Below are 17821 nucleotides of genomic sequence, written 5' to 3' on the forward strand. Positions count from 1 at the left end.
CGCAGATGACTCAGGAGAAGAAACACCACCGCCACGGGTCCCGGTTCCGGGCGCGCCGGCGAGCCGTCGACATGCTCTACGAGGCCGAGTTCCGGGACATCGACCCGGTGGAGATCGTCGAGGACCGTCGCGAACTGTCCAAGGATGAAGCGAACCAGGTCGCACCGGTCAACCCGTACACCGCGGTGATCGTCACCGGCGTCGCCGAGCACCTCGACGGGGTTGACGCGGAAATCGCCGCGCACCTGTCGAGTGAATGGACCCTCGAGCGACTTCCCGCCGTCGACCGTGCGGTGCTGCGTGTCGGTGCGTGGGAACTGCTCTACAACAGTGACGAGGTCCCCGGGAAAGTCGCCGTCGACGAGGGTATCGGGCTGGCGAAGGAGTACGGGCACCCCAAAGCACCCGGCTACGTCCACGCGGTGCTGGACGGGATAGCCCGGTCCCACCGTCTGGCCCGTGAGACGACCCCCGGTGAACCCGTTCCGGACGAAGCCGTCGACAGTGACCCGGACGGTGCCGGTGAGGTCCCCGGCACCGACGGCACTCACCGGGCCCCGTGATACACTGACCGACGGCAAGGGACCGGCTGTCCGCCGGCCCGACCACCTTTAACGATCCGTCCAGTGAGGCGGGGAAGGAGGTCACGATGAACACGAATGCTGCCGACGACAACACGTCCGTTGTCCTCATGGACAACGACGATGTCGGACGTACCATCGCACGCATCGCGCACCAGATCATAGAGAAGACCGCACTCGATTCACCCGGTGCTGACCGGGTGGTTCTCCTGGGTATCCCCTCCGGTGGCGTCCCCCTGGCAGCGCGGCTCGCCGCCCGGATCCGGGACTTCAGCGGGGTGACGGTCTTCCACGGCGCGCTTGACGTCACCCTCTACCGTGACGACCTGAAGAAGAGCCCGCACCGGGCTCTGCAGTCCACCACCGTCCCCCGTGAGGGCATCGAAGGGGCGACCGTGGTCCTCGTCGACGACGTCCTCTTCTCCGGACGGACGATCCGCTCCGCGCTCGACGCCCTCCGCGACATCGGACGGGCCCGCAGAGTCCAGCTGGCCGTCCTCGTCGACCGCGGGCACCGTGAACTGCCCATCCGCGCAGACTACGTCGGCAAGAACATCCCCACGGCACTGACCGAGGACGTGTGCGTGGACCTGGCGGAGATCGACGGCGCCGACGGCGTCCGCCTGCTCCGCCCCGCAGCACCCGAGGGCGACGGAGGTACCGCCGAATGAAACACCTGCTCAGTATCGCCGATCTCACCCCCGACGAGATCACCGGCCTGATGGACGAGGCTGACCGCTTCGCCGACTCCCTGCGTGACAGGGAGGTCAGGAAGCTCCCGACGCTGCGCGGCCGCACCGTCTTCACACTCTTCTACGAGAACTCGACCCGGACGCGGTCCAGCTTCGAGACCGCGGGCAAGTGGATGAGCGCGGACGTGATCAACATTTCCGCGGCGTCCTCCTCGGTGAAGAAGGGCGAGTCACTCAAGGACACGGCACTGACCCTGCGCGCCGTCGGGGCGTCCCTGTCTGTGCTGCGGAACCACAAGATCGGAAGAGCACACGTCTGAACTCCAGTCACCAGATCATCTCGTATGCCGTCTTCTGCTTGAAAAAAAAAAAAAAAGAATAGGACGCCATCATCATCCGGCACCCCTCGTCCGGCGCCGCCCGGCAGGTCGCCGGATGGGTCGGCCGGGGCGGCGACGGCATCAGCGTCCTCAACGCCGGTGACGGTGCCCACGAACACCCCACCCAGGCGCTGCTGGACGCCGTGACACTGCGCAGCCGCCTCGGCCACGTCGACGGAGCCAGGATCGTCATCGTCGGCGACCTGCTCCACTCCCGCGTCGCCAGGTCCGACGCCCTGCTGTTCACCGCCCTCGGAGCACACGTGACCTTCGTCGCCCCGGCGACACTGCGGGCCCCGGGCATGGAGAAGTGGGTCAACCCCCACGGCGGGACCGGCACGGTGACCGTCACCGACGACATGGACTCCGCCCTGGACTCCGCGGACGCCGTGATGATGCTGCGCGTCCAGGCCGAGAGAATGAACGGCGGATTCTTCCCCTCCCACCGCGAGTACGCGGCACGGTACGGGCTGTCCGAGGCCCGGGCGGCCCGCCTGCAGGACCACACGGTGATCATGCACCCCGGCCCTATGCTCCGCGGTATGGAGATCAGCGACTCCGTCGCCGACGCCCCCAACACCGTCGTCCTCCAGCAGGTCAGTACCGGTGTCCATGTCCGCATGGCTGCACTGTTCACCCTGCTCGTCGGCGCAGAAGGGAGCGCTGAATGAGCTCCCGGCACCCGGCACGGCATGCCGGACACAGTCAACGGCCCCAGACCAACGGTGACACGACCCGTCGGACAACCCCGGCGGTCAGGCAGGAGAGCAACGTGAACGACTACCCGCAGACCGGACTCCTCCATGACCCGGCACCCGGTGAACTGCTGCTGCGCGGCGTCCTCCTCTACGGCGAAGGGGAACCCGCAGACGTCTTGGTGCGCGACGGCGTCATCGTCGCGATCGAGGCCGCCGGTTCCCTCACCCCGGACACTGACGCCGACATCCTCGGGCTCGACGGCCAGGTGCTGCTGCCCGGGCTGGTGGACATGCACGTCCACCTCCGGGAACCCGGCAGGGAGGACACCGAGACCATCGCCTCAGGATCAGCCGCCGCCGCCCGCGGCGGGTTCACCGCGGTGTTCACCATGGCCAACACCGACCCGGTGACCGACAGTCCCGCAGTCGCGGAGATGGTGTGGATGAAAGGCCAGCAGACCAACCTCTGCGACGTCCACCCCGTCGGCTCCGTCACCAGGGGGCTGCAGGGCCGTGAACTCACCGAGTTCGGGATGATGGCAGCCTCAGGGGCGAAGGTGCGCATGTTCTCCGACGACGGCCGGTGCGTCGCCGACCCGCAGCTCATGCGACGGGCCGTTGAATACTCCGGAGACCTCGGCGTCCTCATCGCCGAACACTGCGAGGAACCACGCCTGACCGAAGGTGCCGTGGCACATGAAGGGGAGACCGCCGCGAGGCTCGGCCTGCGCGGCTGGCCCCGGGTGGCCGAGGAGTCCGTCGTCGCCAGAGATGCGCTGCTCGCCCGCGACTACGGCGGACGGGTCCACATCTGCCACGCCTCCACCGAAGGCACCGTGGAACTGCTTCGGTGGGCCAGGGGACAGGGCATCCCGCTGACCGCCGAAGTCACCCCCCACCACCTCCTGCTCACCGACGAGAAGCTGGAGACCTACGACGGGAACTACCGGGTCAACCCGCCGCTGCGCGAAACCCAGGACACCCTTGCACTGAGGGCCGCACTCATCGACGGCACCCTCGACTGCGTCGCCACCGACCACGCACCTCACGGTTCCGAGGAGAAGTGCTGCGAGTTCGACCGGGCACGCCCCGGCATGCTCGGGCTGGAAACCTCCCTGGCACTCATGGCGGAACTCTTCGTCACCGACGCACCCGAAGGGCAGCGACCGCAGGACTGGCGGTTCATCGCCAGGGTCATGTCCGAACGGCCCGCCGAGATTCTCCGCCTCCCCGGCCACGGACGACCCCTGGCCGTGGGGGAACCGGCGAACCTGTGCGTCGTCGACACCACCCGCCGGTGGACCGCCCATGGTGCCGACCTTGCCTCGAAGGCGTCCAACACCCCCTACGAGGGGACCGAACTGCCGGTCAAGGTCTCCACCACCGTGCTGCGGGGCAGGGTCACCTGCCGCGACGGTGAAGTTGTGGAGCTCCCGTGACAGGCACACCGTCCACTGCAGCCGAACGGCCCGCCGAGACCGACACGACTACTGCGGCAACTACGACAACTACGACAGAGAAGAGCGATTCAGTGAGTTCCAACCGGACACCCGCGATCCTGGTGCTCGCCGACGGGCGGGTCTTCCGCGGTCGGGCCTTCGGCGCCCAGGGCACCACCCTGGGAGAAGCCGTGTTCACCACGGCCATGACCGGATACCAGGAAACCATGACCGACCCCTCCTACCACCGGCAGATCGTGGTGGCGACCGCCCCGCAGATCGGGAACACCGGTTGGAACGACGAGGACGGTGAATCACGCGGAGACCGGATCTGGGTCGCCGGACTCGTGGTCCGAGACCTCTCCCGCACCGTGTCGAGCTGGCGCGCCCGGCGCAGTCTCAGTGACGAGATGCAGGCCCAGGGCGTTGTCGGAATCCAGGGGGTCGACACGCGGGCCATCGTCCGTCACCTGCGCGACCGCGGTTCAGTCAAGGCCGGAGTCTTCTCCGGTGACGCCGCCGACCGGCCCGTCGCGGAACTCGTCGCCGACGTCGCCGCACAGCCCTCCATGGCCGGTGCCGACCTTGCCCGGGAAGTCTCCACCGACGAGGTCTACATCGTCGAACCCACCGGCGACCACGCCGGATCCGCACCCCGCTTCACGGTCCTCGCCTACGACATGGGCATCAAGACCAACACGCCGCGCAACTTCGCCGCCCGCGGCGTGAGGACCGTCGTCGTGCCCGCCGACTCCCCGGTCGAACCGCTGCTCGCCGAGTACCGGCCCGACGGGGTGTTCATCTCCAACGGCCCCGGCGACCCCGCCACCGCCGACGTCATGGTCGAACAGGTCCGCACCGTCCTCGGCCGTGGCATCCCCCTGTTCGGCATCTGCTTCGGCAACCAGATCCTCGGACGCGCCCTCGGCATGGAGACCTACAAGCTCAAGTTCGGTCACCGGGGCGTCAACGTGCCCGTGATCAACCACCTCACCGGCGTCATCGACATCACCGCACAGAACCACGGGTTCGCACTGAAAGGCCGGGCCGGTGAACCTTTCGACACACCTTTCGGCACCGCCCAGGTCACCCACACCTGCCTCAACGACGACTGTGTCGAAGGAGTCGCCCTCGACAACGGACTCGCCTTCTCCGTCCAGTACCACCCCGAGGCCGCCGCCGGCCCCCATGACGCCAACCCGCTGTTCGACCAGTTCATCGAACTGATGGAAGGGAACAACTAAATGCCGAAGCGCACCGACCTCAACCACATCCTCGTCATCGGCTCCGGCCCCATCGTCATCGGTCAGGCGTGCGAGTTCGACTACTCCGGCACCCAGGCCTGCCGGGTGCTCAAGGAGGAGGGACTGCGGGTCACCCTCATCAACTCCAATCCGGCGACCATCATGACCGACCCCGAGTTCGCCGACCACACCTACATCGAACCTATCGGCCCCGAGTACATCGAGAAGATCTTCGCCGCCGAGCAGGAGGCCGGCCACCCGGTGGACGCCGTGCTCGCCACCCTCGGCGGCCAGACCGCCCTCAACGCCGCCATCCAGCTCGACCGTCTCGGCATCCTCGACCGCTACGGTGTCGAACTGATCGGTGCCGACATCGACGCCATCGAACGGGGCGAGGACCGCCAGAAGTTCAAGGACATCGTCGCCTCGATCGGCGGAGAGTCCGCACGCTCCCGGGTCTGCCACAACATGGACGAGGTCCACGCCGCCGTCGCCGAGCTGGGACTGCCCGTCGTCGTCCGCCCCTCCTTCACCATGGGCGGGCTCGGTTCCGGTCTCGCGTACACCTACGAGGACCTCGACCGCATCGCCGGGGGCGGTCTCGACGCCTCCCCTGAGGCCAATGTCCTCATCGAGGAATCCATCCTCGGCTGGAAGGAGTTCGAGCTCGAGCTCATGCGCGACGGTGCGGACAACGCCGTCGTCGTCTGTTCCATCGAGAACATCGACGCACTCGGCGTCCACACCGGTGACTCGATGACCGTCGCACCGTCGATGACGCTCACCGACCGCGAGTACCAGAAGATGCGGGACCAGGGCCTGGCCATCCTCCGCGCCGTCGGCGTCGACACCGGCGGATGCAACATCCAGTTCGCCGTCAACCCCGAGGACGGCCGCCTCATCACCATCGAGATGAACCCCCGGGTCTCCCGCTCCTCGGCACTGGCATCGAAGGCCACCGGATTCCCGATCGCGAAAATCGCGGCGAAACTCGCCATCGGCTACACGCTCGACGAAATCACCAACGACATCACCCGGGTCACCCCGGCAGCCTTCGAACCGACCCTCGACTATGTCATCGTCAAGGCGCCACGGTTCGCCTTCGAGAAGTTCCCCGGCTCCGACGACACCCTCACCACCACGATGAAGTCCGTCGGTGAGGCCATGGCCATCTCCCGCAACTACATCTCCGCACTGAACAAGGTCCTGCGGTCCCTGGAGACGAAGGCCGCCGGATTCTGGACCCTGTCCGACGAACAGATCGCCGGCGACCGTGCCCACGACCTCGCCGCCGTCCTCGACGACCTGGGCCGGCCCACCGAGGGCAGGATGTACGACATGGAGCTGGCACTGCGCCTCGGCGCCACCGTCGACCAGGTCCACACCGCCTCCAAGGGAGTCGACCCCTGGTTCCTCGAGGAGCTCAAGGCGCTCGTCGACTTCCGCCAGGAGCTGGAGGACGCCCCGGTCCTGACCGCCGACCTGCTGCGCGAGGCGAAGTTCCTCGGCCTGTCCGACGCCCAGATCGCCGCGCTGCGCCCCGAACTGGCCGGTGAGGACGGGGTCAGGTCACTGAGGTGGTCCCTGGGGATCCGCCCCGTGTTCAAGACCGTGGACACCTGCGCCGCAGAGTTCGAGGCGAAGACCCCGTACCACTACTCCAGTTACGAACTCGACCCGGCCGCCGAATCGGAGATCGCACCGCAGACCGGGAAGCCGAAGATCCTCATCCTGGGTTCCGGACCGAACCGGATCGGCCAGGGCATCGAGTTCGACTACTCCTGTGTCCACGCCGCACTGGAACTGTCCCGCGTCGGCTACGAGACGGTGATGGTCAACTGCAACCCGGAGACCGTCTCCACCGACTACGACACCGCCGACCGCCTCTACTTCGAGCCCCTCACCTTCGAGGACGTCATGGAGGTCTACCACGCCGAAACCCGGTCCGGTGACGTCGCCGGGGTGATCGTCCAGCTCGGCGGGCAGACCCCGCTGGGACTGGCACAACGGCTCTCCGACGCCGGCGTCCCCGTCATCGGCACCTCACCGACGGCGATCAACCTGGCCGAGGACCGTGGCGAGTTCGGCCACGTCCTGGAACGCGCCGGCCTGCCGGCACCCGCCTACGGCACAGCCACCAGCTTCGACGAAGCCCGCGAGGTCGCCACCGGGATCGGTTACCCGGTGCTGGTCCGCCCGTCCTATGTGCTGGGCGGACGGGGAATGGAGATCGTCTACGACGAGGATTCCCTGCACGACTACATCGACCGGGCCACGGAGATCACCTCCGACCACCCCGTCCTGGTCGACCGCTTCCTCGACAACGCGATCGAGATCGACGTCGACGCCCTGTGCGACGGGGAAGATGTCTACCTCGCCGGAGTGATGGAACACATCGAGGAGGCGGGCATCCACTCCGGTGACTCCGCCTGCTCCCTGCCCCCGATGACCCTCGGTGAGTCCGACATCGACAATGTCCGCCGCTCCACCGCGGCCCTGGCACACGGCATCGGTGTCAAGGGGCTGATGAACGTCCAGTTCGCGCTGAAGGACGACGTCCTCTACGTCATCGAGGCCAACCCGCGTGCCTCGCGGACCGTACCGTTCGTCTCGAAGGCCACCGGCGTCCCGCTGGCGAAGGCCGCCTCCCGGATCATGACCGGGACGTCGATCCGTGAGCTCGTCACCGAGGGCATGATCCCCGCCGACCGTGACGGAGGGTCACTGCCGCTCGGACACCCCATCGCCGTGAAAGAAGCGGTCCTGCCGTTCAACCGCTTCCGCGACCCTCAGGGGCATGTGCTCGACAGTCTCCTCAGCCCCGAGATGAAGTCCACCGGTGAGGTCATGGGCCTCGACCACGACTTCGGCACCGCCTTCGCGAAGTCCCAGGAGGCCGCCTACGGCCGTCTGCCCACCTCGGGGACCTGCTTCGTCTCGGTGGCCAACCGCGACAAGCGCACCATGATCCTGCCGATCCAGCGGCTGGCCTCGCTCGGCTTCGATCTGGTGGCCACCCGGGGCACTGCACGGATGCTGCAGCGTAACGGCATCGACTGCACCACTGTCGCCAAGCAGACCGAGGACCTGCCCGCCGGATCCACCGACCGCAGGATCGTCGACCTCATCAACGCCGGCGACATCGACGTGATCATCAACACACCTGCCGGGAATGCTGCGGCACGTGACGACGGATACGAGATCCGGTCGGCGGCGGTGAGCCACGGCGTCCTCTGCGTCACCACGGTCCAGGGCGCCATCGCGGCGGTCCAGGGGATCGAGGCGCTCAAGGACACCGAGACCGGGGTCTGCGCGATCCAGGACGTGGACCATGACGCCCGCTGACCGCGGAGCTCTACCCGCTCCACCGTCCGCAGGCGGTCCGGCACAGGAGGACGGGACCTTCGGGGAACGCTTCCTCGCCCGGGCAGGGACCCTGGGACGCCTCTGCGTGGGCATGGACCCGCACGCCGGCATCCTCGAGGCCTGGGGACTCCCCGTCACCGTCGACGGACTCCGCGAGTTCTCCCGCATCTGCGTCGACGCCTTCGCCGACACCGCCTGTGTGGTCAAGCCCCAGGTCGCCTTCTACGAGGCCTTCGGGTCCGCCGGTATCGCAGTCCTCGAGGACGCCCTGGCCGCCCTCAGGACGGCAGGGACACTGGTCATCGCCGACGCGAAGAGGGGTGACATCGGATCAACCATGGCCGGATACGCCACCGCCTGGCTGGGAGAGGATTCACCGCTGCGCGCAGACGCGGTCACCGTCTCCCCGTACCTCGGCCTCGGGTCCCTCGACCCTGTCCTGGAGGTCGGGGAACGGACCGCCCGGGGCGTCATCGTGCTCGCGGCGACGTCCAACCCGTCAGGCCCCCAGTTTCAGCGGCTGGGCACAGGGGAGCACGGTACCGGTCCCACCGTCGCCCAGACTGTCGTCGACAGCGTCTCCGCCCTCAACTCCGCCCATGTGCGCCACGGACGTGCCGGCAATGTCGGCGTCGTCGTCGGAGCGACCGTCACCGACCCTCCGGTGCTGGACGCGGTGGGAGGCATGGTCCTCATGCCCGGTGTCGGTGCGCAGGGCGGCAGTGCCGCCGATGTCGCCCGGATCGCCGGGGGAGCAGCCCGACTCACCAGTCCGAGCATGTCCCGTTCGATCCTGTCCGCCGGACCGGACACCGGGGCGTTGCGCCGGGCGGTCCTCGGTTCCTCAGCGGAATTCCCTCCGGCGGTATAGGGTCGGAAATCGGGCCTGTCCTGCTCAAGCCACCTGGGCCGGTATTCGACATCCGCAGGTGGGGACGCTACACTTGGCCCGTTGTTTCACGGAGATGTTTCCCCGTGGCGGTCCCACCGGACTCCGCAGCGGAACTCCCGTCCCGTCGCCACCGTAACCCCGGTGCCGACCGCGATCCCCGGCGCAGCGGACCGGTAACGTCCGCACCACCGGGGGGAAACACCCGAAAGAACTCATCCGACGACATACGACATACGGAGGAACCCGTGGCCCTTCCCCAGTTGACCCCGGAGCAGCGCGCAGAAGCCCTCAAGAAGGCCGCCGAGGCCCGCAAGGCCCGCGCCGAGCTGAAGGAACAGCTGAAGCGTGGCGGAACCAACCTGAAGCAGGTCCTCGCCAAGGCTGACACTGACCCGATCATCGGCAAGATGAAGGTCTCCGCACTTCTCGAGGCTCTCCCCAAGGTCGGCAAGGTCAAGGCCCAGGAGATCATGACCGAGCTGGAAATCGCCCCCACCCGTCGTCTGCGTGGTCTCGGTGACCGCCAGCGTCGCGCCCTGCTGGAGCGCTTCAACTTCGAGGCGTAGGCCAGGTGACCACAGACACGACGAGGCCCCGGCTGGTCGTTCTCGCAGGTCCCTCCGCAGTGGGGAAGTCCACCGTGGTCAAGGGTCTGAGGGACACCGTTCCGAACCTGTTCTTCAGCGTGTCGATGACCACCCGGGCCCCCCGGCCCGGCGAAGTCGACGGGGTGGACTACCACTACGTCACCACCGAGGAGTTCCGGAAAGCTGTCGCCGAGGGAGGGATGCTCGAATGGGCGGAGATCCACGGCGGCCTCCAGCTGTCCGGAACCCCGCGGGGCCCGGTCGAGAAGGCACTCGCCGCCGGGCGTCCGGTCCTGGTCGAGGTTGACCTCGCCGGGGCGCGGAACGTGAAGAAGCTCATCCCGGACGCGGTGACCGTCTTCCTCGCACCCCCCAGCTGGGAGGACCTCGTCGCCAGGCTGACCGGCCGGGGGACAGAGTCCGAGGAGGTCATCGCACGCCGTCTGGAGACGGCCCGCGAGGAGCTCGACTCATCCGGCGAGTTCGACCGGGTCGTCGTCAACGACGATCTCGACAAGGCGGTGTCCGCCATCGCGGACATCCTGCTCAACCGGGGAGAGACGACAGACAGCGCGGCCCCGGCCGCCGACCAACGCTGAAGACCAACGCTGAACTAGCTGAACTATGAGGTGCGGAGTGGAAACTCAGGACGTCAACGACAACTCGACGGTCTTCGACCCGCCGATCGGTATCACCAACCCGCCGATCGACGATCTTCTCACGAAGGTCTCGTCGAAGTACGCTCTGGTGATCTTCGCTGCGAAGCGGGCCCGCCAGATCAACAACTACTTCCAGAACGTGGGTGAGGGGGTCTTCGAGTTCGTCGGTCCCCTGGTGGCTCCGGAGAACAAGGAGAAGCCCCTCTCCATCGCTCTGCGCGAGATCGACGCAGACCTTCTCGAGCACACCGAAGGCTGACAGACAGGGCCGGGAGGCGGAACCGACAGGTCCCCGACCACTGACCGTAGACGCCCGTCCCACCCTCACCGGTGGGGCGGGCGTCCGTGTGTCCGTACCCGCGGTGGGCTAGGCTGATCACCGTGACTGACTCGACCCCAGCGTCCCACCCGGGCACCACGGACGGCACCTCGGATTCCACTGCGGAGCCCACTACGGAGCCCGCTGTGGCCTCTACCACGGCCCCCACCGCAGCCTCTACCGCGGGCTCGACCGTGAACGGTTCACACGGTTCCCCCGACGCTTCTCCGGACCCCGGTTCCGAGACCCTCCGGATCCTCGTCGGCGTCGGCGGCGGCATTGCCGCGTACAAGGCCTGCGCCCTGGTGCGCGCCTTCACCGGAGCCGGTCATGAGGTGCATGTCATCCCGACGGAGTCCGCGCTGCGTTTCGTCGGTGCCGCGACATTCGAGGCCCTGTCCGGCAACCCCGTCACCACCACCGTGTTCGACGACGTCGACCAGGTGCGGCACGTCCGGCTGGGTCAGGAGGCCGACCTGGTGGTCATCGCCCCGGCGACCGCCGACCTGATCGCCCGACTCGCCCAGGGACGGGCGGACGACCTGCTCACCGCCAGCTGTCTGGTGGCGACCTGTCCGGTGGTGCTTGCACCGGCGATGCACACCGAGATGTGGGCGCATCCGGCCACCAGGGAGAATGTCGCGACCCTGCGCCGCCGTGGCACTGTGGTGCTGGAACCCGCCCACGGGCGCCTCACCGGGCCGGACTCGGGTCCGGGCAGGCTGCCGGACCCCGGGCACATCGCGACCCTTGCGACGGCTGCCCGGGACCGTTACGGCATCTTCCGCCGTTCGCTGGTCGGCCGGCGGCTGCTCATCACCGCCGGTGGTACCCGTGAGCCGCTGGACCCGGTACGTTTTCTCGGCAATGACTCCTCGGGCAGGCAGGGCTTCGCACTGGCCGACATCGCCGTGCAGCGAGGCGCCCGGGTCGAGCTGGTGGCCGGTTTCACCGACGACCTTCCCGTGCCCTCGGGTGCGCACGTCACCAGGGTGCGTACGGCCCGGGACCTCCACGCGACGGTCAATGACCTCGCCCCGGGGGTGGACGCCGTGGTCATGGCGGCGGCGGTCGCGGACTTCCGTCCGGTGACGGAGGCTGACTCGAAGCTGAAGAAGGGCGGGGTAGAGGATCTGTCGGTACTGGAACTCGCCGAGAACCCCGACATCCTGCGGGGGCTCGTGGAGTCACGTCGTACCGGCGACCTGCCCGAGGACCTCCTCATCGCAGGTTTCGCCGCGGAGACCGGGGACGCCGGCCACACCCCCCTGGACCTGGCCCGGGTCAAGCTGGCGAAGAAGGGCTGTGACCTGCTGATGTGTAATGCGGTGGGCGGGGGACGGGTCTTCGGCCGGGACGACAGTTCGGGTTGGCTGCTCACCCCGGGCGACCATCCGGGGGAGGAGGATGTCGTGGAGGTTCCCGCGGGTTCCAAACATGTGGTCGCGGCGCATGTGCTCGACGCGCTCGAAGAGCTTTTCGCTCCCGGGTGAGGGCCCCGGCGCCCCTGATAGACCGCTTGGTCTAATATAGTCCGAATTGAACTGCCCGACTCCTACAAGGAAGAGAACTCCGCGTGTCATTCCGCCTTTTCACCAGTGAGTCCGTGACCGAGGGTCACCCCGACAAGATCTGCGACGCGATCTCCGACACCATCCTCGACGCTCTGCTCGCCAAGGACCCCACCTCCCACGTGGCCGTCGAAACTCTCGTCACCACCGGCCAGGTCCATGTCGTCGGCGAGGTCAGGACCAGCGCCTACGTCGAGATCCCGCAGCTGGTCCGGGACACGATCCGCCGGATCGGATTCACCTCCTCCGAGGTCGGGTTCGACGGATCGACCTGCGGCGTCAACGTCGCCATCGGCGAACAGTCCCAGGAGATCGGCGACGGGGTCGACACCTCCCACGAGTACCGCAACGGTGACGCCGGTGACTCGCGGGACGCCGACGACCAGGCGGGTGCCGGTGACCAGGGACTGATGTTCGGCTACGCCACCGACGAAACCCCGGAACTGATGCCACTACCGATCGCGACCGCTCACCGGCTGTCCCGGCGGCTGACCCAGGTCCGCAAGGAGGGCATCGTCGACAATCTGCGTCCCGACGGCAAAACCCAGGTCACGTTCGCCTACGACTCCGACGGCAGGCCCCACCACCTCGACACGGTCGTCATCTCCACCCAGCACGCACCCGAAGCGACCCAGGAATGGCTCGCCGCACAGCTGCGCGAACATGTCATCGATCCCGTCATCGAGGAGGCGGGGATCACCGACCTGGTCACCGATGACCTCACCGTCCTGATCAACCCGTCCGGGTCCTTCATCCTCGGCGGCCCGATGGGCGACGCCGGTCTGACCGGACGCAAGATCATCGTCGACACCTACGGCGGCATGGCCCGCCACGGTGGCGGCGCATTCTCGGGCAAGGATCCGAGCAAGGTCGACAGGTCCGCCGCCTACGCCATGCGCTGGGTCGCCAAGAACATCGTCGCCTCCGGCCTCGCACACCGCGCGGAGGTCCAGGTCGCCTACGCCATCGGCAAAGCACAGCCGGTCGGCCTCTACGTCGAGACCTTCGGAACTGCCGTGGAGGGTCAGACCGACGAATCGATCCAGGCGGCCGTCCGCCGTGTCTTCGATCTGAGGCCCGCGGCGATCATCCGGGAACTGGACCTGCTGCGCCCGATCTACGCGCAGACTGCCGCCTACGGGCATTTCGGCCGTACCGACATCGATCTGCCGTGGGAGAGGACGGACCGCGTCGACGCACTCAGGGACGCGGCCGGCCTGTAGCACCGTCGACGAGCCGATGTCCGACCCTGTCGTGGAACCACCGGTCACCGACCCCGGCTCCGGTCCTGTCACCGACCGGGTCGCCCTGCCGGTCGCCAGGGTGCTCCCCCTGCTCGGGATGCCGCACCTCGACCGACTCTTCGACTACTCCGTTCCGCCGGATCTTGACGCCACCGCCGTCGCCGGGACCCGGGTCCGTGTACGTTTCGCCGGTCGCCTGGTCGACGCCGTCGTCGTGGAACGTCGCCGCGCGACCGAGCACGTGGGGCGCCTTGCCCCGGTGACACGGGTCCTCGGGGAGGCCCCGGTGGTGCCCGCGCAGCTGTGGAAGCTCGTCAACCTGCTGGCCGACCGGTACGCCGGGGTACGTTCCGACATTATCCGGTCCGCGGTGCCCGCCCGGCACGTCAGTGCAGAGAAGGCCGGACTGTTCGGAAACGGGGTCAGCTGGGAGGAACTCTACGGTGACCTGGTCCCCGCACCTGACCTTGCCGACGCCGCACGGCAGGCGGCCCTCGACGGGTGGGCCGGCTACCGTCACGCTGACAGTCTCCTGGCCGCGATACTGTCCGGCCGGGCGGCGAGGGCGTCATGGCTGTCGGCTTCTCTCTTTCTCACTCCTTTATGTGTTCTACAGACCCGGGCTGGGGGAGCAGGAGCGCGACCGGGCGCGCCGGCTGATTCTGAGGACCCCGGCGCACACCGCCTCCGGGCAGGACGCCGCCCCGCTGCTCGGCGGTGCACTCAGGGCGGCGAAGTCGGTGCGCGCCACCCGGCGTATGACCGGACCCCTGAGGGTCGTCGTCGACCCTGTGCGGGTCGGCTAGACTGTTCCGTCATGACTGCCCTTGACATCCGCCTGTTCGGCGACCCGGTCCTGCGGACCGTCGCCGAACCTGTAGACGACCCCTCCGACCCCACCCTGCGAACCCTCGTCGCCGACATGCTGGAGACCATGGACACCGCCGGAGGGGTCGGACTGGCCGCCAACCAGGTCGGGGTGACCAGGAGAGTCTTCGTCTACGACTGTGAAGGGGACCGGGGCCACGTGATCAACCCGGTGTGGGAGGCCGTCGGCCCGGAGACCCAGACCGGCAGAGAGGGATGCCTGTCGGTGCCCGGAACCGGCGGACCGGTGACCAGGGCCGCCAAGGTACGCGTCACCGGTGTCACCCTCGACGGCGACACGGTGGACCGGGAGGTCACCGGACTGCTCGCACGGTGTGTACAGCATGAGACCGACCACCTTGACGGGGTGATGTACTTCCAGCGCATGGAACCCGAGGGCCGACGCGCCGTCATGGCGGACATCAGGACGAGTGAGTGGTTCAACCGATGAGAATTCTCTTCGCCGGAACTCCGGAACCCGCGGCACACGTCCTGCGCCACCTGCTCGGGGACTCCCCCCACGAAGTCGTCGCCGTGCTGACCCGCCCGGACGCGCGTCGGGGTCGGGGCAGGAGCCTGCACCCGTCCCCGGTCGCCGAAGTGGCCGGGGCCGCCGGCGTTCCGGTGCACCGGTGGTCCTCCCTGAAGCCCGGGGCTCCGGACGCCGACCGGATCCGCGAGATCCTGCGCGGATACGCGGACACCGGTGTGGACGCCGTCGCCGTGGTGGCCTACGGTCAGATCCTCCCGGCCGACGTCCTCGACATCTTCCGGTTCGGGTGGATCAACCTGCACTTCTCCCTGCTGCCCCGGTGGCGCGGCGCAGCACCGGTCCAGGCGGCGCCACCGTGAGAGAAACCCGAGACGGGGGGGAGGCGGTCCCGGGGGCCCACATAGATCCCGGCTCACAACCCGCCCCCCGGAAACCTAAAGGCACCATTGGGCCTGTCTCTAAAACCAATGTAAATGTGAAAAAGGGACCGGGTCCCCGGCGCGACGACGTTCCGAATCGTCCCCGCCCTCGACGCCGGACCGGTGATCGGCACCGTCGAGGAAACCGTGACACCCACCGACACCGCCGATGACCTGCTGACCCGGCTGACCGTCTCCGGTGGAGAACTCCTGTCACAGTCTCTGACCGGACTGGAGTCCGGCACTGCGGTGGTGACAGAGCAGCCGGAACACGGAGCGACGTACGCCGGGAAGATCACCACCGCCGACGCCAGGGTGGACTGGCGGCGTCCTGCCGCGGTGATCCAGCGGGTCACCCGTGCACACACACCGGCACCGGGGGCATGGACGACCCTCGACGGTGAACGGTACAAGCTGGGACTGCTCCTGCCCGTCACACAGGAGGCCGAACTGTCCCCGGGAGAGGTGCTCGCCGGAAAGTCACGGGTCCTCGTCGGAACCGGTGACGCAGCCCTGGAGATCACCAGGATCCAGCCACCGGGAAGGAAGATGATGACGGCGGCCGACTGGGCCCGTGGACGCGGTGACCTGGGTGGAAAGGGGTCCACAGGCGAAGCCCGGACAGTTGTCTTCGACCCCGTACCCGACCCCGTACCCGACCGGGGTCCCGACCCCGTACCCGAGCAGATGCCCGAAGGAGAACAGTGATGGGTGGATTCCGTTCCCGGTCAGAGTCGGCGGGCTCGTCCCGGCGTCAGGACACCGGCAGCAGGGGGTACCGGCGCCGCAGCGAGTCGCACCGCAGAGAACATGAGGACGCCCGCAGGAGAACCGGCTCAGGGGACCGTGTCCGTGACGTCGTCTTCGACGTCCTGCGCAGAGTCTCCGCCGAAGGCGCCTACGCCAACATCGCCCTGCCGGAAGCACTGCGCTCGGCGAACCTCCACGGCAGGGACGCCGCATTCGCCACCGAACTGACCTACGGCACACTGCGGATGCAGGGCCTGCTCGATGCGGTGATCGCCGATGTCGCAGGACGCCCGGTCGACAGGATCGACGCCGTCGTCCTCGATGCCCTGAGACTGGGCGCCTACCAGATCATGCGCACGAGGGTCGACGATCACGCGGCGGTGAATACCACGGTCGAACTGGTCAAGGCCAACGGTGAAGCGAAGGCGGCCGGGTTCACCAACGGTGTCCTGCGCTCCCTCACCAGGACCCCGGCCGGCACCCTCGTTGACCGGGTGGTCGGCCGGGTGACCGATCCGCTGGAACGCGCCGCACTGCGCACCTCACACCCGGCCTGGATCGCCGAGGCGTTCAACGCCGCCCTGGGGGCCGGCCCGGGCCAGCTCTCACCGGAACTCCCCGAAGCCCTGGAAGCCGACGACATCCGTCCCCTCGTCCACCTTGCCGCCCGCCCCGGGCAGATCAGCGGGGAGGAACTGGCCCTGGTCACCGGTGGTGAGCAGGGACGCTGGTCCCCGTACGCCGTCTACCTTTCCGAGGGGGACCCGGGGGAACTCGAACCGGTGAAGGAGGGGCTCGCCGGGGTCCAGGACGAGGGAAGTCAGCTCATCGCCCTGGCGCTGCTGCGTGCACGCGTCGACGACGACCACGGCCGTTGGCTGGACCTGTGCTCGGGTCCCGGGGGCAAGACGGCTTTCATCGCCTCCTGGGCGATGGGTGACGGTGCCGTCGTCGATGCCGTGGAACCGGTTCCCCACCGTGCCCGACTGGTGCGCAACGCCACCCGGGGACTGCCGGTGACGGTGTTCGAGGGGGACGGACGCAGACTTGAAGAGATCGAAGGCCTGGAGATTCCGACCGCCCCGGGCCGGGGCGGGGCGGCGGAGAGCTCAGGCTATGACCCGTCTCTCTTTTCCTTCTCTCTTATCGGTTTCGATTTGAAGAGAACATGAGGACGCCCGCAGGAGAACCGGCTCAGGGGACCGGGTCCGTGACGTCGTCTTCTCGTCGACGCGCCCTGCACCGGGCTCGGAGCCCTGCGCCGCCGACCCGAGGCACGGTGGCGGAAGTCGCCGGGGGACGTCCCCGGGCTCGTGTCCCTGCAACGGGATCTGCTGCGCTCGGCCCTGCGTGCCACCCGGCCGGGCGGTGTGGTGGTCTACTCGACCTGTTCGCCCCACCCCGCAGAGACCCGGGAGGTCGTCCTGTCAGTTGCCGAGGAGACCGGTGCTGTCGTCGAGGACGCCACCGCCCTGTTCCCCGAGCTGACAGGGGAAGGGGAGCGGGAGTCAGGAACTCTGGACTCCGCCCCGTTCGTCCAGCTCTGGCCGCACCGGCACGGCACCGACGCAATGTTCTTCGCCGTACTGCGTCGCTGACCGGCGCGCTGACCGGAGCGGA

Annotated in this window: 13 protein-coding genes and 5 pseudogenes; all 18 read left to right on the plus strand. The window is 68.1% G+C overall.

Annotation, left to right across the window (positions count from 1 at the left end; all coding sequences use genetic code 11):
- Positions 1-5 precede the first annotated feature (5 nt).
- The 18 genes and pseudogenes from nusB (at position 6) to BN3906_RS11930 (ending at position 17799) form a co-directional block, all read left to right on the plus strand.
- On the plus strand, positions 6-563 hold the full coding sequence (gene nusB, locus BN3906_RS11850; RefSeq protein ID WP_066588697.1) for a transcription antitermination factor NusB: 558 nt from the start codon (positions 6-8) through the stop codon (positions 561-563).
- Between the two features lie 86 nt (positions 564-649).
- Complete coding sequence (gene pyrR, locus BN3906_RS11855; RefSeq protein WP_066588699.1) at positions 650-1252, plus strand: bifunctional pyr operon transcriptional regulator/uracil phosphoribosyltransferase PyrR; 603 nt, start codon at positions 650-652, stop codon at positions 1250-1252.
- Positions 1249-1545 (plus strand): annotated as a pseudogene (locus BN3906_RS11860) (aspartate carbamoyltransferase); the annotation flags it as partial. The gene pyrR and the pseudogene BN3906_RS11860, both read left to right, overlap by 4 nt.
- Positions 1546-1655: 110 nt before the next feature.
- Positions 1656-2324, plus strand: a pseudogene (locus BN3906_RS11865) (aspartate carbamoyltransferase); the annotation flags it as partial.
- Entirely contained in the window at positions 2321-3790 is a 1470-nt protein-coding gene (locus tag BN3906_RS11870; RefSeq protein ID WP_078057410.1) for a dihydroorotase, read from the plus strand. The pseudogene BN3906_RS11865 and the gene BN3906_RS11870, both read left to right, overlap by 4 nt.
- Before the next feature lie 92 nt (positions 3791-3882).
- Positions 3883-5034, plus strand: coding sequence for a glutamine-hydrolyzing carbamoyl-phosphate synthase small subunit (carA, locus tag BN3906_RS11875; RefSeq protein ID WP_066588702.1), 1152 nt, complete (start codon positions 3883-3885; stop codon positions 5032-5034).
- Positions 5035-8379: a carbamoyl-phosphate synthase large subunit gene (gene carB, locus BN3906_RS11880; RefSeq protein ID WP_066588704.1), complete on the plus strand. Its 3345-nt coding sequence runs from the start codon at positions 5035-5037 to the stop codon at positions 8377-8379.
- Positions 8366-9271 (plus strand): orotidine-5'-phosphate decarboxylase, encoded by a 906-nt coding sequence (gene pyrF, locus BN3906_RS11885; protein ID WP_066588707.1) that lies wholly within the window; start codon positions 8366-8368, stop codon positions 9269-9271. The genes carB and pyrF overlap by 14 nt, the downstream gene beginning before the upstream one ends.
- Positions 9272-9537: 266 nt before the next feature.
- On the plus strand, positions 9538-9858 hold the full coding sequence (mihF, locus tag BN3906_RS11890; protein WP_066588710.1) for an integration host factor, actinobacterial type: 321 nt from the start codon (positions 9538-9540) through the stop codon (positions 9856-9858).
- Between the two features lie 5 nt (positions 9859-9863).
- The gene (gene gmk / locus BN3906_RS11895; protein ID WP_066588713.1) at positions 9864-10478 is read left to right on the plus strand and encodes a guanylate kinase; all 615 of its coding nucleotides are present in this window, start codon (positions 9864-9866) and stop codon (positions 10476-10478) included.
- Between the two features lie 37 nt (positions 10479-10515).
- Positions 10516-10797: a DNA-directed RNA polymerase subunit omega gene (gene rpoZ / locus BN3906_RS11900; RefSeq protein WP_066588716.1), complete on the plus strand. Its 282-nt coding sequence runs from the start codon at positions 10516-10518 to the stop codon at positions 10795-10797.
- 254 nt (positions 10798-11051) lie between these two features.
- Positions 11052-12350, plus strand: coding sequence for a bifunctional phosphopantothenoylcysteine decarboxylase/phosphopantothenate--cysteine ligase CoaBC (coaBC, locus tag BN3906_RS11905; RefSeq protein WP_066589932.1), 1299 nt, complete (start codon positions 11052-11054; stop codon positions 12348-12350).
- A gap of 83 nt (positions 12351-12433) precedes the next feature.
- Complete coding sequence (gene metK / locus BN3906_RS11910; RefSeq protein WP_066588720.1) at positions 12434-13651, plus strand: methionine adenosyltransferase; 1218 nt, start codon at positions 12434-12436, stop codon at positions 13649-13651.
- 118 nt (positions 13652-13769) lie between these two features.
- Positions 13770-13988: pseudogene (locus BN3906_RS15235) on the plus strand (primosomal protein N' family DNA-binding protein); the annotation flags it as partial.
- Positions 13989-14489: 501 nt separating this feature from the next.
- Complete coding sequence (def, locus tag BN3906_RS11915) at positions 14490-14990, plus strand: peptide deformylase (protein ID WP_066589933.1); 501 nt, start codon at positions 14490-14492, stop codon at positions 14988-14990.
- A pseudogene (locus tag BN3906_RS11920) lies at positions 14987-15382 on the plus strand (methionyl-tRNA formyltransferase); the annotation flags it as partial. The gene def and the pseudogene BN3906_RS11920, both read left to right, overlap by 4 nt.
- 216 nt (positions 15383-15598) lie before the next feature.
- Positions 15599-16159: a methionyl-tRNA formyltransferase gene (locus BN3906_RS11925; protein ID WP_261797007.1), complete on the plus strand. Its 561-nt coding sequence runs from the start codon at positions 15599-15601 to the stop codon at positions 16157-16159.
- Positions 16159-17799 (plus strand): annotated as a pseudogene (locus tag BN3906_RS11930) (RsmB/NOP family class I SAM-dependent RNA methyltransferase). Before BN3906_RS11925 ends, BN3906_RS11930 begins: the two are co-directional and overlap by 1 nt.
- The last annotated feature ends 22 nt before the right edge of the window (positions 17800-17821 follow it).

This window comes from Corynebacterium provencense (genome assembly GCA_900049755.1).
Taxonomy (GTDB): domain Bacteria; phylum Actinomycetota; class Actinomycetes; order Mycobacteriales; family Mycobacteriaceae; genus Corynebacterium; species Corynebacterium neomassiliense.

Bases quoted from the DNA above. Each gene is read 5' to 3' on its own strand.
- nusB (WP_066588697.1), top strand. From the start codon at position 6: ATGACTCAGGAGAAGAAACACCACCGCCACGGGTCCCGGTTCCGGGCG.
- pyrR (WP_066588699.1), top strand. From the start codon at position 650: ATGAACACGAATGCTGCCGACGACAACACGTCCGTTGTCCTCATGGAC.
- carB (WP_066588704.1), top strand. From the start codon at position 5,035: ATGCCGAAGCGCACCGACCTCAACCACATCCTCGTCATCGGCTCCGGC.
- BN3906_RS11870 (WP_078057410.1), top strand. From the start codon at position 2,321: ATGAGCTCCCGGCACCCGGCACGGCATGCCGGACACAGTCAACGGCCC.
- pyrF (WP_066588707.1), top strand. From the start codon at position 8,366: ATGACGCCCGCTGACCGCGGAGCTCTACCCGCTCCACCGTCCGCAGGC.
- def (WP_066589933.1), top strand. From the start codon at position 14,490: ATGACTGCCCTTGACATCCGCCTGTTCGGCGACCCGGTCCTGCGGACC.